The organism is Erythrobacter sp. S259 (assembly GCF_057364965.1).
In genome coordinates this window covers 2,995,552-3,019,052 of record NZ_CP200286.1, presented here as the reverse complement: position 1 = coordinate 3,019,052, position 23,501 = coordinate 2,995,552, and the positions used below count along the sequence as shown (strand labels likewise).

At 58.0% G+C, this 23,501-nt stretch carries 21 protein-coding genes; 14 read left to right on the top strand and 7 right to left on the bottom strand.

Features of this window, described 5'->3' with window-relative positions; all coding sequences use genetic code 11:
• Positions 1–358 precede the first annotated feature (358 nt).
• Genes thrS through AC0V60_RS14400 form a run of 3 tightly spaced genes read left to right on the top strand, consistent with a single transcriptional unit; the run spans position 359 to position 3,464 of the window.
• Positions 359–2,356: a threonine--tRNA ligase gene (gene thrS / locus AC0V60_RS14410; protein WP_486179122.1), complete on the top strand. Its 1,998-nt coding sequence runs from the start codon at positions 359–361 to the stop codon at positions 2,354–2,356.
• 22 nt (positions 2,357–2,378) lie between these two features.
• Entirely contained in the window at positions 2,379–2,720 is a 342-nt protein-coding gene (locus AC0V60_RS14405) for a hypothetical protein (protein ID WP_486179511.1), read from the top strand.
• Positions 2,721–3,464 (top strand): sulfite exporter TauE/SafE family protein, encoded by a 744-nt coding sequence (locus AC0V60_RS14400; RefSeq protein WP_486179121.1) that lies wholly within the window; start codon positions 2,721–2,723, stop codon positions 3,462–3,464. It begins immediately after the preceding gene.
• On the opposite strand, the gene AC0V60_RS14395 is transcribed toward AC0V60_RS14400, so the two are convergent.
• Together AC0V60_RS14395 and AC0V60_RS14390 are read right to left on the bottom strand one after the other, a co-directional pair.
• Positions 3,461–4,207, bottom strand: coding sequence for a DUF1223 domain-containing protein (locus AC0V60_RS14395; protein WP_486179120.1), 747 nt, complete (start codon positions 4,205–4,207; stop codon positions 3,461–3,463). The genes AC0V60_RS14400 and AC0V60_RS14395 overlap by 4 nt on opposite strands.
• 242 nt (positions 4,208–4,449) lie before the next feature.
• Positions 4,450–5,427, bottom strand: a complete 978-nt coding sequence (locus AC0V60_RS14390) for an agmatine deiminase family protein (RefSeq protein WP_486179510.1) — start codon at positions 5,425–5,427, stop codon at positions 4,450–4,452.
• Positions 5,428–5,536: 109 nt separating this feature from the next.
• Between AC0V60_RS14390 and glnE the strand changes: the two genes are divergently transcribed.
• The 8 genes from glnE (at position 5,537) to AC0V60_RS14350 (ending at position 16,360) form a co-directional block, all read left to right on the top strand.
• Positions 5,537–8,260 (top strand): bifunctional [glutamate--ammonia ligase]-adenylyl-L-tyrosine phosphorylase/[glutamate--ammonia-ligase] adenylyltransferase, encoded by a 2,724-nt coding sequence (gene glnE, locus AC0V60_RS14385; protein ID WP_486179119.1) that lies wholly within the window; start codon positions 5,537–5,539, stop codon positions 8,258–8,260.
• A gap of 4 nt (positions 8,261–8,264) precedes the next feature.
• Entirely contained in the window at positions 8,265–8,738 is a 474-nt protein-coding gene (locus AC0V60_RS14380; RefSeq protein WP_486179118.1) for a peroxiredoxin, read from the top strand.
• A gap of 6 nt (positions 8,739–8,744) precedes the next feature.
• Positions 8,745–9,536: a ferritin-like domain-containing protein gene (locus AC0V60_RS14375; RefSeq protein WP_486179117.1), complete on the top strand. Its 792-nt coding sequence runs from the start codon at positions 8,745–8,747 to the stop codon at positions 9,534–9,536.
• A 160-nt stretch (positions 9,537–9,696) separates the two neighbouring features.
• Positions 9,697–10,431: a M23 family metallopeptidase gene (locus AC0V60_RS14370; RefSeq protein WP_486179116.1), complete on the top strand. Its 735-nt coding sequence runs from the start codon at positions 9,697–9,699 to the stop codon at positions 10,429–10,431.
• Between the two features lie 229 nt (positions 10,432–10,660).
• Entirely contained in the window at positions 10,661–12,199 is a 1,539-nt protein-coding gene (locus AC0V60_RS14365) for an acyl-CoA synthetase (protein ID WP_486179115.1), read from the top strand.
• Positions 12,200–12,212: 13 nt separating this feature from the next.
• Positions 12,213–13,502: a cytochrome P450 gene (locus AC0V60_RS14360; protein WP_486179114.1), complete on the top strand. Its 1,290-nt coding sequence runs from the start codon at positions 12,213–12,215 to the stop codon at positions 13,500–13,502.
• A 361-nt stretch (positions 13,503–13,863) separates the two neighbouring features.
• The gene (locus AC0V60_RS14355) at positions 13,864–14,490 is read left to right on the top strand and encodes an OB-fold-containig protein (RefSeq protein WP_486179113.1); all 627 of its coding nucleotides are present in this window, start codon (positions 13,864–13,866) and stop codon (positions 14,488–14,490) included.
• A 127-nt stretch (positions 14,491–14,617) separates the two neighbouring features.
• A complete protein-coding gene (locus AC0V60_RS14350) occupies positions 14,618–16,360 on the top strand; it encodes a flotillin family protein (RefSeq protein ID WP_486179112.1) in 1,743 nt (580 codons plus the stop codon).
• Between the two features lie 612 nt (positions 16,361–16,972).
• Here the strand turns inward: AC0V60_RS14350 and AC0V60_RS14345 are convergent.
• Positions 16,973–17,851 carry a UTP--glucose-1-phosphate uridylyltransferase gene (locus AC0V60_RS14345; protein ID WP_486179111.1) on the bottom strand — a complete coding sequence of 293 codons (879 nt, stop codon included), beginning with the start codon at positions 17,849–17,851 and terminating at the stop codon, positions 16,973–16,975.
• Positions 17,852–17,981: 130 nt separating this feature from the next.
• Here AC0V60_RS14345 and murA point away from each other — a divergent pair, with 130 nt between their 5' ends.
• On the top strand, positions 17,982–19,265 hold the full coding sequence (murA, locus tag AC0V60_RS14340; RefSeq protein ID WP_486179110.1) for a UDP-N-acetylglucosamine 1-carboxyvinyltransferase: 1,284 nt from the start codon (positions 17,982–17,984) through the stop codon (positions 19,263–19,265).
• Complete coding sequence (locus tag AC0V60_RS14335; RefSeq protein WP_486179109.1) at positions 19,265–20,452, top strand: hypothetical protein; 1,188 nt, start codon at positions 19,265–19,267, stop codon at positions 20,450–20,452. Before murA ends, AC0V60_RS14335 begins: the two co-directional genes overlap by 1 nt.
• On the opposite strand, the gene AC0V60_RS14330 is transcribed toward AC0V60_RS14335, so the two are convergent.
• Together AC0V60_RS14330 and AC0V60_RS14325 are read right to left on the bottom strand one after the other, a co-directional pair.
• On the bottom strand, positions 20,409–20,648 hold the full coding sequence (locus AC0V60_RS14330; RefSeq protein WP_486179108.1) for a ribbon-helix-helix domain-containing protein: 240 nt from the start codon (positions 20,646–20,648) through the stop codon (positions 20,409–20,411). The two genes, AC0V60_RS14335 and AC0V60_RS14330, sit on opposite strands and share 44 nt — an antisense overlap.
• Entirely contained in the window at positions 20,645–20,872 is a 228-nt protein-coding gene (locus AC0V60_RS14325; protein ID WP_486179107.1) for a TIGR03643 family protein, read from the bottom strand. Before AC0V60_RS14325 ends, AC0V60_RS14330 begins: the two co-directional genes overlap by 4 nt.
• Before the next feature lie 137 nt (positions 20,873–21,009).
• Here AC0V60_RS14325 and AC0V60_RS14320 point away from each other — a divergent pair, with 137 nt between their 5' ends.
• Positions 21,010–21,768, top strand: coding sequence for a DUF4019 domain-containing protein (locus AC0V60_RS14320; RefSeq protein ID WP_486179106.1), 759 nt, complete (start codon positions 21,010–21,012; stop codon positions 21,766–21,768).
• Between the two features lie 17 nt (positions 21,769–21,785).
• On the opposite strand, the gene AC0V60_RS14315 is transcribed toward AC0V60_RS14320, so the two are convergent.
• Positions 21,786–22,421, bottom strand: a complete 636-nt coding sequence (locus AC0V60_RS14315) for a PilZ domain-containing protein (protein WP_486179105.1) — start codon at positions 22,419–22,421, stop codon at positions 21,786–21,788.
• A gap of 197 nt (positions 22,422–22,618) precedes the next feature.
• A complete protein-coding gene (locus AC0V60_RS14310) occupies positions 22,619–23,452 on the bottom strand; it encodes an EamA family transporter (protein WP_486179104.1) in 834 nt (277 codons plus the stop codon).
• Positions 23,453–23,501 lie beyond the last annotated feature (49 nt).

Below are 23,501 nucleotides of genomic sequence, written 5' to 3'. Positions count from 1 at the left end.
AAAGTGCCCTTTCAAATATGGAAAGTATGCTTGTCATTGATTCGCGGTTTTGTCAAGTGTGCTTTCCAAAATGGAAAACAGATTTGCCGTTTGCGGCCGTGTTTCATCAACTAAAGAGGTGACTTCTGAACCAAGGGCTCTCATCTGGAGCGCATGGCAAAACTGCTGGCCCCAACAACAACCACTAGCACCTCGGCTCGCCGGGGGCGGTTGTTGCTGGGTTAGAGCCTCGCGAAATCGCTTCCCGGTTTGGGGCGGCGCGGTGTCCTCCTTGAAATCGGTTAAACAAGCCAACACCGCTCTTCCGGTGCGCGCCTTCATGCACTAAGGCGCGCATCAAATAAGACGGATTAGTACGATGACCGAACTGCTTAAGATCAGCCTTCCCGATGGCTCCGTGCGCGAGATGGAACCGGGCTCTACGCCCTACGATGTGGCGGCTGCCATTGGCCCCGGCCTTGCGAAAGCGGCGCTCGCTGCGCGGGTGAACGGCGAGGTGCGCGATATTGGCCGTCCTTTTGACGGTGATAGCGAGCTTGCTCTCATTACGTCAAAAGACGAGGCAGACGCGCTGGAATTGGTGCGCCATGACTTTGCGCATATCCTCGCCGAAGCGGTGCAGGCGCTTTGGCCCGGCACGCAGATCACCTTTGGCCCTGCGACCGACGATGGCTTCTATTACGACGTGATGGCGCCGGCGAGCCGTGAGCCATTCGGTCTCGAAGACCTGCCAGCGATCGAAGAGAAGATGCGCGAGATCATCAAGGCGGACAAGCCGCTCAAGCGCGAAGTGTGGTCGCGCGATGACCTTATCGCCAAATGGGAAGCCGACGGCGAAGCGTTTAAGGCGGAATGGGCCAAAGAACTGCCCGCCAACGAGGATGGGGGCGAGGATCTGACGGTCTATTGGTCGGGCGATGACTGGCTCGATATGTGCCGCGGCCCGCACTTGGCGAGTACCGGCAAGCTCGACCCGCAAGCCTTCAAGCTGATGCGGACCGCTGGCGCGTATTGGCGCGGCGATCAAAGGAATGCCCAGTTAACCCGCATTTACGGCACAGCATGGCTCAATAAGAAGCAGCTGAAGCAGCACCTTCATAATCTCGAAGAAGCGGGCAAGCGCGATCACCGCAAGCTTGGCCGCGAGATGGACCTGTTCCATCTTCAGGAAGAGGCGCATGGCAGCGTCTTCTGGCATCCCAAAGGCTACCGTATCTGGCGAGAGCTTGAAGCCTATATGCGCCGTAAGATGGACGGTTCTGGCTACCGCGAGATCAAGACCCCTCAGGTGATGGACGCGCGCCAATGGGAACAGTCGGGCCACTGGGGCAAATACCGCGAGAACATGTTCGTCATCCCTGACGAGGTGCCCAACACCGAGGATGAGGGCGACATCGTCTCTAAAGACGCGGATTGGATGGCGCTAAAGCCGATGAACTGCCCCGCGCACGTCATGGTTTTCAAGCAAGGCATCACCTCCTACCGCGATCTGCCAATCCGCCTGGGCGAGATGGGGTGTTGCCACCGTAATGAGCCGCATGGCGCGCTCCACGGGCTCATGCGCGTGCGCCAATTCACTCAGGACGATGCGCATATCTTCTGCACCGAGGATCAGGTTGTCGAGGAGGTCCAAGCCTTCATCACGCTGGCTAATGAGGTCTACCGCGACTTTGGCTTTGAGTACAAAATCAAGCTCGCCCTTCGTCCCGAACAACGGTTTGGTTCGGATGCAGATTGGGACAAGGCGGAGCAGGAACTGCGCGATGCGCTCACCGCCAATGGCCTCGAATGGGAAGAGCTTCCCGGCGAAGGCGCGTTTTATGCGCCAAAGCTGGAATGGCACCTCACCGATGCGATTGGGCGCACGTGGCAAGTGGGCACGATCCAATCGGACCGTGTTCTGCCCGAGCGCCTTGATGCGACGTATATTGGCGAGGATGGTGAGAAACACCGCCCGGTCATGCTCCACCGCGCGATCTTTGGCTCTTATGAGCGTTTTATTGGCATTCTGATTGAACACTTTACCGGCCGCCTGCCCGTTTGGCTTGCGCCGATGCAGGCAGTGGTCGCGCCGATTGTCTCTGACATTGATGGATATGCGAGCGATGTGCTGGCGAAGCTGGAGGCGGCTGGCATTCGCGCTTCAAGTGACCTTCGCAATGAGAAGATCAATTACAAGATCCGCGAGCACAGCCTTGCCAAGGTTCCGCACCTGCTTATCGTGGGTAAGCGCGAACAGGAAGAGGGCACGGTGGCGATCCGTACATTGGGCGAGAAGGATCAAAAGGTCCTGCCGCTCGATGAGGCAATTGCGATGCTGACGCAGGCGGCAAGTGCGCCTGATTTGGCGGTATAGGGGCACTGTTCGCGTGAAGCTGATGATCTATCTGTCACTGGCGCTAAACATGTTCGTGCTGGTGCCAGTGACTTATGGCCTTTTCACTAAAGCAGGCTGGGTCATAGACGCTTACGGTGTGGAAACATCAGCGCGGGGCATATTGTTGGCGGTCTATCTGGCGATCCTGATTGGCTCTGCGGGGCTGATGATAAAGCCAATCCCTGCCATGGTGGCCGCGCTCTTGATGGTTCAGATCGTCTACAAAGTGATTACCCCGTTTACGGTGGGAACCTTGGGCAATCCAGTTGTGGCTAGCAATTTGGCCATTGCTGCGTTCCATTGTGTGACCCTTGGCCTCATTATCTACAAAGCTGGTCAATAGGTGGAGTTCCTCGCTGGTTTTAGTGCGGTTCAGATCGCGGTCGCGGTTGCGGCCACTTTGGGCGCAGCGTTTATCCGGGGGCTCACCGGGTTCGGCTTTGGCATCTTGTTGGTGCCGATTTTGGCCCTTGCACTGACCCCGGTTGAAGCGGTCCTGGCGATCAATATTATGGCGGGTCTCTTGGCTCTCACAGAGGTCCGCCTGATCCTCCGCGAAGCTGAGAAAAGCGCGTTCATCATTGCCGCTCTTGTGGTCGTAGCCACCGCTCCCGGGCTCATCCTGCTCGATGCGACACCCGCAAATTTGGCACGGCTTTTGATCGCGCTGATCGCGCTTTCAGCATTTTTTGCGATCCTCCTGCCCAAACGCAGCGCAGCGCAGCCGGGCGCTGTGACCACTGGTTTTGTCGGGCTGACATCGGGGGTGCTAACAGGCTTTGCGGCCATGCCGGGACCGCCTGTCGTTCCTTATTATGTGGGGCGCGACATTCCGCGCATTACCGCTAAGGCCTCGATGGTTTGCATCTTTGGGATCGCCGCTCTGGCCGGAGTTGGATCAGGCGCAGCCATAGGTGTGCTTGAATGGCGCATCGTGGTGCTCGGTCTTGCGCTCTTCCCGCTGGTCCTTTTGGGCAATTGGGCGGGCGGCCTCGCCTTTGGCAAAGTCAGCGATCCTGTGTGGCGGGCATGCGTTGGAGTGGTGCTCGGCGCAGCAGCGCTCGCCGCCCTTGTGAAACTGATCTAGTTCAGCCAGCTTGAAGCAAGCACGCGTCCAGCGCCGGTCTCGCGCAGAACCAGAGCGTAGCGATCTGCGCCCGGCATATTGAGAGCCGAGGGCTCGATCACATGGCTTGCCGAACCACCGCGCCAACTGGCCAAACGTCGCTCGTCTTTCAAAACATTGGTGTAGGCGATCCGCCGGCCGCGGTTTTCGCCCCTGCCAATGTCGATCTCAGCATGGGCATCAACCCCTATCAGAACCAGCTCCGCAGGCCGGTCAGTTTTTCCGGCGAGCCCGATCCCGAAACCTTTGGCCTCGTTACCGCGCACCCTGATCGCCGCCACTACATTTGAAGCAGCACGCGCGATCATTCGGCGCACAGCGCGTTCGCGTGAGCCCACCTCGCCTTGCGCTCCTGCAACGACCGATTGCGGAGTATAGACGCCGTTGTATCCGGTAAGGCCGCGCTTGGCGTAACCGCGCTGAAGCTGAGTGTTCGCCTCAAGCGCGAGATTGTCCTTCCAACCAAGGTAGTCCCAATAGGTGACAGGCCGCGAGATAACTACGAGGCCGTCCTCTTTATCCAAGCGCTGTGCCAAACGGTCAGCGGGCGGGCATGAAGAACACCCTTGGCTGGTGAAGAGCTCAATCAAAACGGGCTCTTTGGGCGGAGAAAAGTCCTGCGCCTCGCTGGGGCCGGTGAACAAGGTTGCTCCCGCCACAGTCGCTGCGACCACCACCAAAAACACAGAGTTGTAAGAGCGCATAATCATCTGTCCCAATAGCCAAAGGCTATTCGGAAGTTCGGTGAATAAGCGGCAATGGTTACAGCAGGTAAGTTTAGAGCGGTAAAGCTTGACCAGCAAAGATCAATGCGCCCGCACAGCCAAGGACAATCACGCTGTTCAGCATTTCCGTCTGGCGCGTATGTGCAGCTTGAAATGTGCTGCGGGAAAGGGCGATTGCTCGGCTCATTTACGCCTTTTCGCGGCAATTCCCTAACGAAGCGTTAATTCAGCGGCAAAGCCGAGGGCATTTGCTGACTCGCACAGTGGAAACCGCCCCCGCCCGCCAGGACCGCATCAGCTGGGAGACCGAGGGTTTGGCGATCCGGGAAAAGTGATGCGATAGCCTCCACACCGGCCTCATCATGGGGCGAGCCGAAAGTGGGAACCACCACCAAATGCGTGGTGATAGCAAAGTTCACATAGCTTGCAGGCTCAATTGCGCCGCTCCTTTTAATGAGGCCTGGCGATGGGATCGTGAAGACTTCGACGCCGAAATCCTGCGCACGGCGTTTGGCATCAGCGTAAATCGCAGCATTGGGATCATCCTCGCCAGTGGCTTGTGGCACCACCAGCTTGCCGGGTCCGACAAAGCGCGCAAGGTTGTCGACATGGCCGTCGGTATGGTCGTTAATCAGCCCCTCGCCCAGCCACAAGACCCGGCTGAAGCCCAGCATTCGCGAAAGCTCATCTTCAATCTCATCGCGGCTCATATCAGGGTTGCGATTGGGGTTCAGGAGGCACTGCTCGGTCGTCGCAGCAAGCCCTCTGCCATCGCTGTCCACCGCTCCGCCCTCGAGGATCATGGCCGAGACCGAACGAGGCAGCCCAGCACTGCGGGCAAGCTCTTCTCCGATGGTCTGGTCGCCGTCCATCAGATACTTCTCGCCCCAGCCGTTGAAGCCGAAATCGGCGGCTGATCGGCCTTGGGACGTGCGCACCACCAAGGGCCCTGTATCGCGCAGCCAGATATCGCCATAGACGCGCCGCTCCAGCGTAACGCTCGCGCTTACCAATGAACGGGCGCGGACCTCATTCGCCTCATCACGCACCAGCAAACGCACATCCTGACCGCTATCCGCCACCGCATTGGCAAAGGCCGCGATTTGTTCTTGCGCAGGCTCAAGAAAGCCGGGCCATTCCTCTGCCAGATGCGGAAAGCCAATCCAAAGCCAGTCCTGCGGAGCCCATTCAGGCGGCATTATTACAGCGCTCACACGTTTGCTCCGAACACGAGAATTGAGCCAAATTCGAAGGCGCGTCCTTACAGATGGCCTTGCGTGCTGCAAGCCGCTTCGCCAATTGGGAGTGATGGCAGTGAAGGGAGAATTTGATTGGGCAGATGCGCTCAGGCGGGCGCGCAGCTTTGCGCCCTTTCTCGCCCGTTGTTTGGATCGTCAACCAGAATTGGAAACGCTGCTAGCCGCAGGCGACAGTGATACGGCGATGGAATGGACACGTACGCGCAGCAAGCACCAGGACACGGGCATTGCCCTTCGCCGTCACAGACTGGCGCTCGCCGCCACGCTTGCCATTGGCGATCTTGCGGGCGCTTTCTCGCTCGAAGAGGTGGTGAGCGAGCTCAGCAATTTTGCCGATTACGCGCTTGATAGAGCGATCCGCTCAGCGATTGAGGACCGCACGGGAGAGAGCCGGAGCGATGGTATGATCGCCTTGGCGCTTGGTAAGCAAGGGGCAGGAGAACTCAACTATTCCTCTGACATTGACCCGATTTTGCTGTTTGATCCCGGGGCCTTGCCGCGCCGGGGCAAAGATGATCCGGGAGAGGCGGCCCAGCGTTATGCCAGGCGCGTTGTGAGCCTGCTTTCTGAAAACACCGCTGAAGGATACGTCTTGCGCGTTGACCTGCGCCTTCGTCCGGCAAGCGAGATCAGCCCTCCTGCTGTGCCCGTGTCGTCGGCGCTTACGCACTATCAGGGCCAAGCGCTTGCATGGGAGCGCGCAGCGTTCATCCGCGCGCGGGCTGCGGCGGGTGACACCGCGGCCGGAGAGGCCTTCCTGTCAGAGATTGCCCCTTTTATTTGGCGTCAGAAGCTGGATTTTGGAGCGGTGGAGGAAATCCGCACGCTCACCCAGCGTATTCGCGAAAGCAACGAAGGCCCCGATTGCCCCGGCCCCGGCTTTGACGTCAAAAAGGGGCGCGGCGGTATTCGCGAGATCGAGTTTTTTGCGCAAACCCATCAGCTTATTCACGGCGGCCGCGACCCATCCCTGCGCCTTCGCGGCACGCGAGCGGCATTGGACGCGCTGGCACAGGCGGGGAGGATTGAGGCAGAGCACGCACGCATTCTTGGCGAGGGATATGACCGCCTCCGAGTGATAGAACACCGCTTGCAGATGGTCGAGGACCGCCAAACCCATAGCCTGCCTGGAGGAGCGGCATTGGACGCGGCGGCGAAGCTTGACGGATTGGCGGACGGCGCGGCCCTGGTCGCAGAGCTGACGCAGCTCACAGGCCAAACCGGCGCAATTTACGATGAGCTGATCGGCCAAGAAGCGCCGGCACCCTACCCCCAGCCCAAGCGTGAAAGCCGCGCAAGGACACTGGCAGAGATGGGGTTTGCAGACAGCGATGCTCTAGCAGCGAGGATCGAGGCTTGGCGGGATGGACGATACTCCTCAATCAGGAGCCCGCAGGCGCTTGAGGCCTTTGACCGTCTTCTCCCCCAGCTCCTCGATGCCATTTGCAAAAGCGATGACCCTGAGCGCGCCATCATCCGCTTTCAAGCGATCATCGAGCGCACCCAGAGCGCAATTGAGCTGTTCCGGCTCCTCACCGCTGAGCCCGCACTCATTGAGCGTTTGGTAGGCGCGCTTACCCTTTCCTCTCCGATTGCGAGCACTCTGGCGCGGCGTCCCGAAACGCTCGACGTGCTGCTTGAGCGCCAGCCGATTGACTTTGACCACACCTATACCCGCACGCTTGAGCAAATGCGCGAAGGGCCTGAGCGGGACGATTATGAAGCGAAGCTCGACTGCATCCGGCAGGTCATCAGCGAGGCGCGCTTCACGCTTGGCATCAGCCTGCTTGAAGCAGAGCATAAGCCATCGCGCATTGCAGCGGCGCTCTCGCACGTCGCCGAGGCCGCTATTACCGCGGCGATTGAAGCCGCGCATGAGGAATTCGCCCGGGCTCATGGCCGTATAGCGCAAAGCGAGCTTCTGGTGCTGGGTCTCGGAAGGCTGGGCGGAGGGGCGCTGTCGCCCGCCTCGGACCTTGATATGATCTATCTGTTCAAAGGCGATTATGGAACGGAGTCAGATGGTGAGCGCCCTCTTGGTGCAACGCTTTACTATAACCGCCTCGCGACACGGGTGAACGCAGCGCTCAGCGTGCCCACCGCGCAAGGGGCGCTCTATGAGGTAGACACACGGCTGCGACCGCAAGGCAACCAGGGGCCGCTTGCAGTCTCGATTAAAGCTTTCGCCAAATACCAAAAGTCCTCCGCTTGGACCTGGGAGCACATGGCCTTGAACCGCGCGCGCGTTTTGGCAGGCTCTGATCAGGCCCGAGCGAAAGTCGAAGAGATCATTGCGCGGACACAGTGCCGATCGCGTGACACAGCGGACCTGCGCACAGACGTGCTGCAAATGCGCCGCGATATGGCTCAGCATAAGCCGCCCGAAGGTGAGCTTGATGTAAAGCTTTTGCGCGGCGGATTGATTGATGTCGAGTTTCTTGTTCACTTCATTCAGCTGCGTGATGCGTCAAAACTGGCGGCCAAAAACCCGCTGATGCTTTCGCCCGATTTTGCCGAAGCAATTCCGGCGCTGATGGATTTGGGCCTGCTAGAGAGGGAACTTTGGCCTGCCTACGACCTTATGACGGATGTGCTGATCGCAAGCAGGCTCCTTGCGCCCGAACGCCAAGAGCCGCCGCCTGCCGCTGCAAAAGCGCTTGCGCGGGCTTGTGGACGCTCTAGCTACGCAGAGCTTTTTGCAGACTTAGCACAGGCGCGGCGGTGCGTGGCCCGCCAATGGGTGCACAATTTTGAAGAGACTTTGGAGATTTGAACCGATGACTGATTTTCCCGGCCCTGGTGACGCCCTTCCCGATATTGCGATGGGGACCCCCGATGGCGGCTCTGTTAAGCCATCCGACTATGCCGGCAAAAAACTGGTGTTGTTCTTCTATCCCAAGGACAACACGCCAGGCTGCACAACCGAGGCCAAGGATTTTACCGCGCTCAAGAGCGAGTTCGATGCCGCCGGAGTGGAGCTTCTCGGAATTTCCAAAGACAGCGCGAAAAAGCACCAGAACTTTATTGCCAAACACGATCTGACCACGCCTTTGGCAACTGATGCAGAAGAAGGCGGGCTTTCCGATGCGCTTGGCATTTGGACTGAAAAGCAAATGTACGGCAAAACCTATATGGGCATGGTCCGCACGACCTACCTCGTGGGAACCGGCGGCAAAATCGCGCAGGTGTGGAACAAGGTGAAGGTTAAGAGCCACGCCGAGGAAGTGCTGGCCGCCGCCAAAGCGCTGTAAGCCGCAATGCAATCCGTCTCATCCGCGATCCGCTCCGCCATGCTAACCGGCGACCCGCGCGCCAAGTGTTTTGCCACAAGGGATGTCGCCCGGCGCTGGCGCAAAGGCGAGCTGGCTTTTGCGTTCGATGATGCGATGCCCGATCAGCCTGCTTGGCCTGATGCGCCAGAGCTTCTGCCACCCAACAAAATGCCGAAACGCGGCAAATTTGGATCAGAGCGCGGGCGCATCGCTTTGTGGCATTCATTGGCCCATATCGAGTTTGTCGCGATTGACTTAGCGCTCGATATGGCAGGGCGCTTCGGCGGCGAAATGGGGGAGGAGTTCGTCTCCGAATTTCTTTATGTTGCAGCCGATGAAGCGATGCATCATGCGCTGCTCGCCCGGAAGCTTGAAAGCCTTGGCAGCCATTATGGAGCTCTGCCAGCGCATGGCGGATTGTGGGAGGCCGCGCATGATACCCGCCATGATGTAGCGGCGCGATTGGCAGTGGTGCCGATGGTGCTAGAGGCGCGCGGATTGGATGTGACGCCGGCCACGCTTGAACGGGTTGAGGCAGCGGGTGACGCGCATGGCGCGAGAATTTTGGCGCGGATTCTTGACGATGAGATCCGCCATGTCGGATTTGGCACCAAATACTTTTTGAAGGTGTCGCAAGAATCAGGCGAAGAGCCAGCGAAAGCCTGGAAATCCCTCGTTCGCAAGCATTTCAGAGGCCCGGTTAAACCGCCATTCAACGACTCAGCGCGTCTTGCAGCCGGTTTATCGCGGGACTTCTACGAAGATATTGCGGTTTAGCGAATCAGTCCGATAACTAAATCTTACAAATTCGCGGTCAGGCCTGTGATCGTGAATAATTAACCACATTGCTTGAGGCTTGGGTCTCTTAGACAACAAAACATAAACGTGGTTTTGAACTGTGAGTGACGCTCAAAGCGTCAGATAGGACCGGGTCTCGATGAGCTTGCTAACGCGCTCTGTTTCAAAAGTAGCAGCTGCACTGTGTGTCGCAGCATCCTTGGTGATAAGCCCAGCTTCTCACGCTAACACCGCTGCGAGCACTGCGGCTGATATCGTCGCTCCAGTTAAGGAGGCTCAGGCGGAAACTTTGGCGAACGGCGATGAGCGGTTCCGCGAATTGTTTTCAAGCTGGACTTCGCTCGACACTCTTAAGAAACCGCAGCAGAACGATCCCATCGCCGTTTTGGAGCAGCCAACGGTTTCCGTACCATCGCTTGCTCCGGTGAATGGCGCAAGAATGACCAGTCGGTTCGGCATGCGCAAGCACCCGGTTCGCGGCGGACGCAGGATGCACAAGGGCATTGATCTTGCAGCTCCTACGGGTACGCCTGTCTATGCTACTGCCGACGGCATCGTTGGTTTGGCGCGTTGGGGCCGCGGCTATGGACTTTACATCAAGATTGATCACGGCGCTGAGCTTGAAACCCGATATGCGCACTTGTCGCGTCTTGCGGTTGGCGCAGGGGACCGCGTCGAAAAAGGCGAGGTGATTGGCTATGTTGGTTCAACAGGTTGGTCGACCGGACCGCACCTCCATTACGAAGTCCGTGTCGATGGCGTTGCGGTGAACCCAGTTCACTATATGGCGGCGAAGAAACAAGATCCTCTGGTCGCCGAAAATCCGGAAACCCTTATTGAAGGACGGCGCCGGGTCGGATCAGGCGGTCAATAACCCCCGCACAAGAATTTCTCCGCAGAGCGGATGACAGACACCCGCTGGCAAGCGGGCCGGACATTGGAGAGGGTGTCCGAGATAGGGCGGCGGGTTTTCCCGCCGCCTTTTTTTCTCCAGCTTCCTATCAATAAAATGGCTTGAGCACTTACAGCCTTAGTTTAGGTTGCGGCTCGAGACTGTTCGCAGGTCCCTATCAGAAGGACCGGCGACTGGAATGGAGAGAGACATGAGTTTGCACCCGATCGCCCATGCGGCGGCGCGACCCGACCATCCTGCCGTTATTATGGCTGGTAGCGGCGAGCAGATGACGTTCAGAGAGATGGACGAGGCTTCCAATCGGTTTGCGCACTTGCTGCGCGCTCGCGGATTTGGGCCGTCAGACGCATTTGGTGTGCTCCTAGAGAACCGAATGGAGTATTTCACTCTCATCTGGGGTTCGCAGCGCTGCGGAGCAATGTTGGTGCCAGTATCAACCCGGCTGACTGCTCCGGAAATTGCCTATATCCTGCGCGATTCTGAGGCGAAGCTTTTGATCACCTCGCCCGCCTATGCCGAGGTGGTCGAGGGTATACGCGCTGAGCTTCCCGATTTGGAGATACTTGTTGCCGGCAGCGGCGGCGCAGACGACTTCGAGGCCGCACTAAGTCAGCATTCGCCTGATACGGTTGCCGGCCCTGTGCCGGGTCAGGTCATGCTTTACTCATCAGGCACAACTGGCCGCCCCAAAGGTGTGCGCCCCGCGCCGCCCGCCGAAGAAGACATCGAGGCGCCGATCCCTCTTATGGGCCTTGCCACCATGGGAGCGGGCATGCCCGCTGATGGCTCGATAGTCTATCTGTGCCCTGCTCCGATGTACCACGCAGCGCCCATTGGCTGGGCCTCCACCGTTCAGCGTTTGGGCGGCACGATCGTCGTGATGGAGAAATTCGATCCCGAAGACGCTCTGGCCGCGATTGAGAAATATAAGGTCACCGACAGCCAATGGGTGCCGACCCACTTTGTCCGCTTCCTCAAACTCGATGAAGAGGTGCGCTCGCGCTACGATCTATCCAGCCACCAGCGCGCGCTCCATGCCGCCGCTCCTTGCCCGGTTCCAATCAAGCATGAGATGATCAATTGGTGGGGGCCGATCATCAATGAATATTACGCCGGCTCAGAAGGCATCGGCATGACACTTGTTAAATCCGAGCAATGGCTGGAGCACCCTGGAACCGTTGGTGTGGCAATTCACGGCACGCTTCACATTTGCGACGCGGACGGGGAAGAGGTGCCGGCAGGCACAGATGGCCTGATCTACTTCGAGAATGATATTCTGCCGACCTATCATAAGGACCCTGAGAAGACCAAAGATGCCATGCACGCCAAAGGCTGGATGACGCTTGGCGATATAGGTCACGTGAACGAGGCAGGCTTCCTCTTCCTCACCGACCGCAAGAGCCACATGATTATCTCAGGCGGTGTGAACATCTATCCTCAGGAGATTGAGAATCTGCTCGTCACCCATGACAAGGTCATGGACGCAGCCGTGATCGGCGCGCCTTGCCCTGAGCTGGGTGAGCGCGTGGTCGCGGTAATCCAGCCGGTGACGATGGACGATGCTGGCGAGGCATTCGAACTAGAACTGCGCGATTTTCTCGCGCCCAACCTTGCTCGGATTAAGATGCCAAAGCAGTTCGACTTCCGCCCAGACCTTCCGCGCGAGGCCAATGGTAAGCTCTACAAGCGCGAACTGCGCGATGAGTATGAAGCAATGGCCAAAGCGTAAGGAGAAGAGCATCATGAACAAGCCAGCCGTCCTGCCAGAAAACATCGCCCGCGAGGTCATTGCGCCTACCAGCTACGGCGAATGGCACGGCCTCCTCGATACCTTCGATGAGCTTCGTGATGACATGCCCGTCGCCAAAGTGGTGGCCGAGGATGACACGTTTGAACCTTTCTGGCTGATCACGCGCTACGAAGATGTGATGCGCATCTCGAAGGATAACAAAACCTTCCTCAACAATCCCAAACCTGTGGTCTTTGCAACCCGCGAGGCGACCGAGTTCGCTCGCAAGGCGACGGGGTCGAACATGTTGGTCGACAGCCTCGTGGTCTTCGACGCACCAATCCACCCAAAGTACCGCAAGCTGACCATGGACTGGTTCATGCCGCGCAACCTTGCCAAGATGGAAGACGAGATCCGCGCGCTTGCTGAAAAGCGGGTCCAGGCGATGATTGCTGAGGGCCCCGAGATCGACTTTGTGAAGCTGGTAGCAGCCCCCATGCCGCTCCATGTAATCATGCAGATCCTAGGCATTCCTGAAGAAGATGAGCCGCGCATGCTCATGCTCACCCAAAAGCTGTTTGGCGGACAGGATGCCGACCTATCGGGCACCGGCATGGAGAATATGACGCCTGAGCAAGTGCTTCAACTCGTGTCGGGCGCGGTCAAAGTCTTTGAGGACTATTTCACCGGGATCGCCGCAGATCGCCGTGCGAACCCGACCGATGATGTCGCCAGTGTTATCGCCAATGCTAAGGTGGACGGCAAGCTTCTGCCTGACCGCGACATGGCGGGCTATTACATCATTATGGCAGCCGCCGGCCACGACACCACCTCAGCCACTATATCGGGGGCGATGCAGGCGCTAGCCAATGATCCGGCAGAATTCGCGCGGGTCAAAGCAGACCGTTCGCTGCTTCCCGGCCTCGTCGAAGAGGCGATCCGCACCACTACCGCAGTACAGCACTTTATGCGCACCGCTGCCGAAGACGTCGAAGTGGGCGGCCAACTTATCCAAAAAGGCGATTGGATGATGCTGAGCTATGTTTCGGCCAATTACGATCCGGCCCAGTTTGAGAACCCCCGGGGCTTTGACGCGAGCCGCACGCCCAATCGTCACGCAGCGTTTGGGGCTGGCGCCCATCAATGCCTCGGGCTGCACCTGGCACGGCTTCAGATCAAAGTGCTGTTCGAGGTGCTGCTGGACCGGCTGGATAGCGTTGAGCCTGCGGGCGAGGCACGGCGGTCAAACACCACCTTTGTCGGAGGGCTGAAAACGCTTCCGTTGAAGATCACACCAAGCTGAATGCGCACCGGCAAGTTGATGAGATACAGCCGCAGGGGAGTATTGAAGAAGAACTCCAATACCCACTTTATAATGCTGTGTAGGAAATTTTGACGCGAAACCGTGTAATCAAGCATCATATTTAGGTACGTATTCGCAACAATTCAAGGGATCACACAAAATATCTTTTCCGCATACGAATTATTGAAACAAGATGTGCGATTTTACTGTTCTTTACGGGCGATATCTGTTAACACAGCATTCATGGGACGCAATTGGAAGCGCGCCGCTTTTTGTGAAGGTGGAGGCGTTTTTACGAGCAAAAGGGCTTTGAGCCGCAACTTCGTGAAAACCGCCTCCCTTTATGAAAGGAGGTGAGTTTATGACTTTGTTAGAAGCCTACAATCTGCCTTTCGCAGGGGCTGCCATTTTATTGGTCTTTATCGCGATTGCTCAAGTTATTGGCATGGGCGATATGTTCGAAGGCGCCGATGTCGATATCGACGCCGATCCAACTGCTGCTAGCGGCTTTTCTGAAACGCTTCAGACCGTCTTTGGAATTGGCCGTGTGCCGTTTCTGATCTGGTTCTGCGTGCTTTTGTTCGTCTTTACGGTGATCGGGGTCGTGGGTCAGCAGATAGTGGTGGGCATGGTCGGCGCGCCGTTCCCGGCTTGGCTTGCCGCTATTGCCGCAGGAGCCGCAGCACTGCCTGTGACGGGCGCGCTTACCCGGCCTTTGGCGCGGCTCCTCCCGCAGGATGAAACCAGCGCGGTCGGGCTCGATAGCCTTGTGCGCCGCGACGCCGAAATCCAGCTGGGAAGCGCAACCGCAGGTTCTCCTGCACGCTCCAAAGTGATCGACCGGCATGGCCATCCACATTTCGTGATGGTTGAGCCCAACGATCCGGAGGCGACGCTGACACAAGGGGAAACCGTTATGCTGGTGCGGCGCGAGGGGGAGACCTTTTTCGGCGTCCAGTACGAAAACCCGATGCTGTCTATTTCATAACAGCATTGAATTGGTGGACTCAACCCGAGCGCTGAGCCACAAAACAATCAAATACGTGCGTGTATAGGACACCCCGAAAAGTCCGCCCGCAATAGAGGGCCGCGCGCATCATACAAACGGAGGGAAAATGAGTATTATTGATCTTGCCATTATGATTGGGCTGGGTTTTGTCGTCCTGCTGATCATCGTTGTGTTTCTTATGAGCCTTTACCGCCGGGCCTCCAAAGAGATTGCCTTTGTGCGGACCGGTGTTGGCGGTGAGAAGGTTGTCATGAACGGAGGCGCGCTGGTGCTCCCTGTTCTGCATGAGACCATGCCAGTCAATATGAACACGCTTGTGCTAGCCGTGGTCCGTAAGGATGCAGAAGCTCTGATTACGCTCGACCGCTTGCGGATTGATGTGAAGGCGGAATTCTACGTCCGCGTTCGCCCTGATGCAGGCGCGATTGGCATGGCGGCGCAAACCCTTGGTCAGCGCACGATGCAGCCAGAAATGCTCAAAGACTTGGTCGAAGGTAAGTTCGTCGACGCACTGCGGTCTGTGGCCGCGGGCATGAGCATGAACGAGCTGCATGAACAACGCGCCGACTTCGTCCAAAAAGTGCAGCAAGTGTCTTCCAACGACCTCGCCATGAACGGTCTTGAGCTGGAATCGGTCTCCCTCACCGGTCTCGACCAAACGAGCATTGAGCATTTTAACGCCAACAACGCGTTTGATGCCGAGGGTCTCACCAAGCTCACCGAGCAGATCGAAGCGCGCAAAAAACTGCGCAACGATATCGAGCAGGACACCCGCGTTCAGATGGAAAGCAAGAACTTGGAGGCGGACCAACGCTCCTTCGAGATCGGGCGTGACACCGAATACGCAAAGCTCCAGCAAGAGCGCGAAGTTGAGGTGCGCCGTGCATCGCAAATGTCCGAAATCGCCCGTGAACAGGCAGAGCGTCAGCGCGAAGCCGATGCGGCAAAGATTGAGGCCAAAAAGCAAGTCGATGCGCAGCAGATTGAAGCTGACCGCCTTGTTGAAGAGGCGCGGATCGACCAGACCCGTGCTCTCGAAATCGCTCGCCAAGAGCAGCAGATCGAGGTCCAGAATAAGTCCCGCGAGGAAAGCCAGGCGAAAGCCGAAGCTGACGCTGCAAGGGCTCTGGCCGTGGCCGCTGAAGAGCAGGTTGTAACGTCGCGCGAAAGCGAGGTTGCCGAGCGTCAGAAGAAGATCGAGCTTATCGAAGCAGCAAAGGTCGCAGAGCGCGACGCCATCTCAATCAAGGTCGAGGCGGAAGCAGAGAAAGACGCAGCCACCAACCGCGCGGAGGCTTCACGTCTTGAGGCCAAGGGTCAGGCGGATGCTGAAATTCTGCGCGCTGAAGCCGACCGTGTGCGCTTTGAAGTTGAGGCCGCAGGTCAACAAGCGGTCAACGAGGCGGCCAATATCCTTTCGATGGATCAGATCAGCCTTCAGACCAAGCTGGCTCTCCTCAAAGTGCTCCCAGAGGTCATCAAAGAAAGCGCCAAGCCGATGGAGGCAATCGACTCGATCAAGATCGTTCAGGTCGACGGGCTTACGCAAAACGGCGGCGGTTCGTCCGGTGCGCCCGGCGCAAGCGGTTCCGGCGGTGGCTCGGGAAACTTGGCAACTGACGCGGTCTCCGCAGCTTTAGCCTACCGCGCACAGGCCCCCGTGCTCGACGGGCTGATGAAAGAGCTTGGACTTGATGGGTCATCGCTTGGCAGCCTCGCTCAAGGGGCTGCAGCGGAAGTCGCGCCAGCCAATGACGCATCCTTGGCAGAGATTATCGCTGATGTCTCCGAGCAAGTCCAAGAAGCTGAAGAGCGTCTCGGCGGCTCAGAAGGCGAAGCGGCTGAGTAAGCCCTAGAAACAACCGTCACCCCGGTCTCCGAGCCGGGGTCTATCCAAACCCTAGGCGCTGTTCCCTCGGGAGCAGCGCCTAGTGTGCAAATGGATCCTGAAACAAGTTCAGGATGACGGTAATTGAAGGTAACCAGAGTTATTCACGGGCAAACCGACGCGTAATCCAACGAGTCGCCCAGAAACCGCATAAGCAAACCGGAATGCTCAACCATGCGAGGTACGCTGTTACCGAAGCCCAAACCGCCTCATCCTTTGGCAAAAGATCATAGAACGTTTCGCGGATCGCACGGAGTAAGTACCAATGGGCAATCGGATAAACCGTCACCAACCCAAGGCTACCTATGCCCCAAAACCGCCACTCATTCCGATAAGTGAGAGACCCAAGGATCAAGGCGAAAAGAACTGGGATCGATGATCCAAGCAGAACGACTATCATGGGTCTATTGTAACAATCTTAGAACTGGCTGCAAATGGGCCGTGGAAACGCGAAGCGGCTGAGTCAGCGTTAACCTAATAATACCGCTCGTGCTGAGCTTGTCGAAGCACCGCCTTTCCTTTCGAAGTGAAGTCCGGCCCTTCGACCGGCTCAGGGCGAACGAGTTTCTCTTCCTAACCCAACAACCGCTCCGCCATCGCCCGCACGTCCGCGCCCATATCATCGCGCTCCAACGCCAGCGCTAAGGTCGCCTCAACAAAGCCAAGCTTGCTGCCGCAGTCGTAGCGATTGCCGTCGAAGGTCACTGCGTGGAATGGCTGGGTGCCGATCATCTTTGCCATGGCGTCGGTGAGCTGGATCTCGCCGCCTGCGCCTTTGCCTTGCGTCTCCAGAGTGCGCATGACTTCGGGTTGAAGGATATAGCGGCCTGAGACGATCTTGTTGGAAGGGGCCTCTGCCACCGGAGGCTTTTCAACGAGGCCGGTGACTTCGGTGAGAGAACCGTTCTCAGCACCGGGCTCAATCACGCCGTAGCTGGAGACTTCCTCCATCGGCACTTCGAGAACGCTGATCAGATTGCCGCCGACCTGATCGTAGGCATCGACCATCTGCTTCATACAGCCTGACCCGTTCTTGTGGCCGATCATCAGTTCATCGGGCAGGAAGATCGCAAAAGGCTCATCGCCCACGATCGCGCGCGCGCACCAGATAGCGTGGCCAAGTCCCATCGGCACTTGCTGACGCACAGTGATGATATCGCCAGGTGTGGCCCGTGTCGGCTCCAGCACCCCCATATCCTTACCGCGCTCGCCCATGGTGCTTTCCAGCTCATAGGCGACGTCGAAATGTTCAACGATGGCGGTTTTTCCGCGGCCGGTCACAAAGATCATCTGCTCGATCCCCGCCTCGCGCGCTTCGTCCACCGCATATTGGATCAGCGGCCTGTCCACGATGGGAAGCAGTTCCTTCGGGATCGCCTTAGTTGCGGGAAGGAAGCGCGTGCCCAGTCCTGCGACAGGAAAAACGGCCTTTTTGATTGGCTTGAGGCTCATAAAATGTGCTCTTTGGTCATAAGATGGTGTTATTGGGTTCGTGCCTTGCGCCGGGGCGAAGGTCAATGATGCGGATGAAGGCCGCCCGCTCAGTTGCGCGATAGCGAGCTTTTGTTAAGGCTCTTAGCCCATGGACAAACTGATTATCAAAGGCGGCAATCGCCTCTCTGGCACAATTCCTGTTTCTGGTGCGAAAAACGCAGCACTGACGCTCATCCCATGCGCGCTTTTGACAGAAGAGCCGCTCACCTTGCGCAACCTGCCGCGGCTTGCCGATATTGACGGGTTCCAGCATCTGATGGGCCAGTTCGGGGTGACGGTGAGCATCCAGGGCAACAATCGCCCTGAGGATTTTGGCCGGGTCGTAACGTACCAAGCCGCGCGCGTCACATCGACAGTTGCACCGTATGATCTGGTGCGCAAAATGCGCGCCTCGATCCTTGTGCTAGGCCCAATGCTGGCGCGAATGGGTGAGGCAACTGTGTCGATGCCAGGCGGCTGCGCGATTGGGAACCGGCCAATTGACCTGCATCTAAAAGTGCTTGAGGCATTTGGCGCAGAGATTGAACTTGCAGCAGGTTACGTGAAAGCGATTGCGCCCAAAGGCGGCCTTCCCGGCGGTGACTTTGACTTCCCCGTGGTGTCAGTGGGCGCGACGGAGAACGCGCTGATGGCAGCGGTGCTCGCCAATGGTACAAGCCGCCTCACCGGCGCTGCGCGCGAGCCTGAGATTGTGGACCTGTGCAATTTGCTGGTCGCTATGGGCGCAGAGATTGAAGGGATTGGCTCAAGCGACCTCACGATCCACGGGGTCAAACGATTGAACGGCGCGACCTACAAGGTCATGCCCGACCGGATCGAAGCAGGCTCCTACGCCTGCGCAGCGGCAATCACAGGCGGCGATGTGCGGCTGGAGGGGGCAAACGAGCACGATATGAATTCGACCCTATCGGCCCTGCGCACCATCGGCGTCCGGGTCGAGGCGGACAAGGGGGGCGTCACGATCAAGTCGGGCGGCGGTCTCAAGCCCGCAGACCTCACCACCGCGCCTTTCCCCGGCCTTGCCACCGATATGCAGGCGCAATTGATGAGCCTTCTCACCAAAGCGGAAGGCACCTCAGTCCTCAAAGAGACGATCTTCGAAAACCGCTTTATGCATGTGCCAGAGCTTTCTCGCATGGGGGCCAACATTGCCACCGAAGGCCGCACCGCTATCGTAAAGGGTCCGGCGGATTTGACCGGCGCAGAGGTCATGGCAACCGACCTTCGTGCCTCAATGAGCCTGATCATCGCAGCGCTAGCCGCAGAGGGTGAGACGACCGTGCGCCGCATCTATCACCTCGATCGCGGGTACGAGCGGCTCGAGGAAAAGTTGCAGCTTTTGGGTGCTGATATTGAGCGGGTTGATGATTGATGAGGCGGCTTTGTACCTTTGTTTTTGCTGCTGCTTTGGCCGCCGGAGCCAGTGCGCAGGAGGGTGAGGTTGTTCTCGAAGTTGCCGGGCCACCGATAGAAGCGGAGGAGACGGGACAGGCCTTTTTATACAAAGAACCCGAAGAAGATTACCGCTATCCGGGAGGCGGAGTAGTAGAGCAAGGCTGGTCCATGCTTGGTCGCGAGGACCGGGCGGCCGAGACCGACAGCGAATATCGTGAAAAACCATGCCCGCTGCGCGATCCACCCGTCGCAGGGAGCGAGGCGATATTGACACATATCGTTGAAGCTGCCCGCTCGCACCGGGTGGTGATCATCAATGAGAGCCACACCGTCACCCGTCACCGCGATTTTTCGCGCATGGTCATCGCAGCGCTTCGACCGCATGGCTTTGCAACATTGGCTGCCGAAACATTTCGCAATGTCGATGGCGAGCCGGATCCGGTCGAAACTTATGGCGACCTCGCCTATATTGATCGCCGCATTGGCTGGTACAGTCGCGAGCCGGTATTCGGACAGATGCTGCGGGATGCCAAGGCGCTAGGCTACCGGTTTGTCGCATATGAAGAGGTATCAGAACCGAGCGCTTCCTTGCCCGACGATTGGCGCATTGCAATCCGTGATCGCGAGACAGCTCAGGCCCGCAACCTTGCCGCCATTTTAGCCGATCTGCCTGAAGATCAGAAGCTGATCGTTCATGTTGGATATGGTCATGCGAGCGAGGCTACTTCTATTGATGAGGATGGCTGGGAAAATGCATGGATGGCGGCCCGTCTCACAAGGCAAACCGGCGTTGACCCGTTGACTATCGGACAAACGGTTTGTCGTGGGAGCACAAGTACAGTGAGCCTCGCGCCACCCCCATCAACTCAAGTCGGTTTTGACCTCAGCATCGACCACCCTACCTATGAATTTCGCTTTGGTCGGCCCACTTGGCGCTTTGCCGATGGCGCTCAGGCGGTCGAAATCCCGGAAGCGCTTGAGCCAATTGACACACCGCTCGTCATTGAGGCTTTCGCTGAGGGCGAGCCCTTTGAAGCAGTGCCCATCGACCGGGTGTGGGTTGAGCCGGGCGAGGATGTGCGGTTGGCGCTCAAACCGGGACGCTACACGGTACGCGCGGTTATTCCCAAGCTCTCTGAGAAGCAACCAACCACACCCGAATAGCGCTCGCCAAACCGGGAGGGGTGTCGGATTGGATGCGCTCTGCGTCGATTTTGGCCACTAGTGTGCTCACCGGCATTTCTGCATCCTCCGCTGCGTCTTTGAGCATATCCCAGAAAACTGGCTCCAGACTGATAGAGGTCCTGTGCCCTTCAATCGCAATCGAGCGTTTGACCGGCGGATGATAGGGAGCGCTCATTTGTAATGCTCGCGGCGGTCAGAGAACGTGCGCACGCGTTTGCGCCATGCGCGGTAACTGCCGGGTTTGAGATTATCGCGCATCAGCTCTTTGACCTCGCGCTCTTTGAGGCCAAATTCCGCCTCGATCACCGCAAAAGGCATGTGATCGCTCAGCGCCATTTCGATAATGGCGCTTTTGTCCGACGCTGAAAGTCTGTCTGAGGGGGGCAGGTCGCTTGGCATTTTTCTAGGTCTCTTCAAATCCGTTATACGGACCCAAGCGGCAAACTGCCAAATTGGTTCCACCACGTTCGTCCCAAGAACGGCCCCAAAAAATTTGGGGTGGTCCAATTTGCGTGTCGTTCCCTATGATAGCCTGCATGGACGGCTCGATTGATGATCTCACCGAAAAAGAACGGGTTACGCTTCGCCTGATCGTGCGCGGTCATGATGCCAAGACCGCTGCGAGCGAGCTTGGCCTTTCGGTGCACACGATCAATGAACGTTTGCGCTCTGCCCGGCGCAAGCTGGGCGTCACCAGCAGTAAGGAAGCCGCGCGGCTCTTGTTGGACAGCGAAGAGGGAACACCCGCAACTCTCGTAGACGATTCTCTTGTAGACAAAGGATTTGGGGATGCGGACTCGGCAGTTAATGTCGATCATCCAACGCCATCAGCCCGGAACACTCGGGCGCTTTGGATTGGAGGAATAGTCATGCTCTCATTCGTTGCTCTTGGCACTGCCCTTTGGCTTGCCGCTTCACCGGCCGGGACCCAGACCGCATCCAGTGATGCGACTGTGGCCACCGCAGACAAGAACGCCGTTTACGAACGCACAGCGCGCGAATGGCTTGCGCTGGTGGACAAGGAAGATTGGGCCTCGAGCCATGCCGCAGCCGGCAAAATCTTCCGCGACGCGAACTCAGTCGAGCGCTGGCAAGCGGCAAGCGAAATGGCACGCGGGCCTCTGGGCGATGTTGTGACCCGAAAGGCGGTGAGCTTCCAAGAGGTACCGAGCCCAGAGCGTTATCAAGTAGTGCAATTTCTAACCGAGTTTGAAACACAGCCGCGTGTAATCGAAACTGTCACGCTACAGCCCGAGGGCGATACATACCGCGTGATTGGTTATTACCTTAACTGATACCTTGGCGGCAGAACCTATGCTGCGCGTGCCTTTGCCAGAAGTTTGGCAAAGCGGCTTTTGCGCATATCGCCAAAGGGTTGGAGCAGCATTGCGCACCTTGCGAGCTCTTCGGTCTCAAGCGGGTGCTGGAATTGCAGGCCATAGTGTGCGCCATTATTCCAACGCACTTGCGCTAGGCGCGGCGATATACCCGGAAGCTCAAAACTGATGAGACCACGTGCGCGAATGTCATTGTCGCTCTCGATCTTCGCCCCTTCGCATGAGAGATCGAGCAACCTTGCGTTCAGGACAGTGCGACCATCCTGAACCCGTGCAGTCCCTTCGACATTAAGGCGCAAAGGGCGGACCGGATGGGGTGTTTCTTCGCGCAGAAATTCGTTCAAGGTTATCGTGCAGCCAAACCGGTAACCTGCCTGGCGTGACTGCGCCCAGACGCGCTCCACCGGGTAGGTCATACCATTGGCAAGTTGGAGGAGAGTGCGCGGCTCTGGCGGAACTTCGTGCAAAAATCCAAGGCCAATGCCTTTTTCAGACACATCGCGGATAAGCGTCAGATATTCGCCGCTCTGGCAGACCAGTTTTGCGCGGCGCAGCATAAGGCTGGCACAGCGCGGCCAGCGATTTTCAGCGGCGGCGGGTGAACTGTCCATTGGTGTTGAGCTCGTCTGTTCCACTTCGGCTCGCTCCTAAAGCGTTGGCGAAGGAGTATTTGCCCGCAGGAGCTGTCCCAGAGCGTTCACACCTTCGTAACTTCTATTAAGGGATATTACATAAAGAGGCTTAAGAAAGCCCTAAGACAGGCGCCTCCATTCGCCGCATGAGGGGTGCGTTTTACGCTCGCAATGTGTCACGCGCCAGACAGGGTGATGACCCCTCCTGTTACGATAACAATGCCGAGGATTTTCGCTGCGGTGAGCTTTTCCTTAAGGAGGACAGCTCCGAAGAGCGCCGCAAACAGAATGCTGGTTTCGCGCACGGCTGAGACAGCGCCCATGGCAGACAGGCTCATCGCCCAAACCGATATACCGTAGGCGAGCGCTGAAAGGACCCCGGCAATCGCAAGGGCCAGGGAAGCTTTACCGCCGGGCATTTTTGGCAATTGTCGGCGCGTGACCACATACGATGCAGCGATCAGCGTGGAGGCAAGGACCGCTTGCCACACAATATAGCCCATCGCGCTGCCAGCGCGGCGCACGCCGATCCCATCGACGAGCGCATAGGATGCAATAAAGAGCCCGGTTGTGAGAGCGGCGCGGATGGCCTTGGAACTGGGCCTGCCGGAGCCTACGGATAAGGTGACTATGCCCAGCGACACCAGCGCAATCCCCGCAAGACCTGCGGCAGAAGGCACTTCGCTGGCAAACAGAGCCGCGCCGATGGTCACAATCACCGGGGCGCTCCCCCTTGCGATGGGGTAGACGCTGGCAAGGTCGCCGTGATCATAAGCTCGCACAAGGGCAAAGCAGTATCCCACTTGAATAGCGGCGGAGCCAATCATGAACGGCCAGCTTTGCCGGGCGGGCGCTGGCACAAACGGAAGCAATACAATGGCAGCCAAGCTTCCGAAGACGGCTATGATCGCGACCGAGCGAAAGCGGTCCATGTCGCTTTTGACCAGTGCATTCCATCCGGCGTGAATAGCGGCGGCGGCAAGAAGCAGAAATAGGGCGAGAAGCGACACTGCATTCGCGCACTAACGAAGGCTACCCGCTGCCGCAACCGCAATGCGG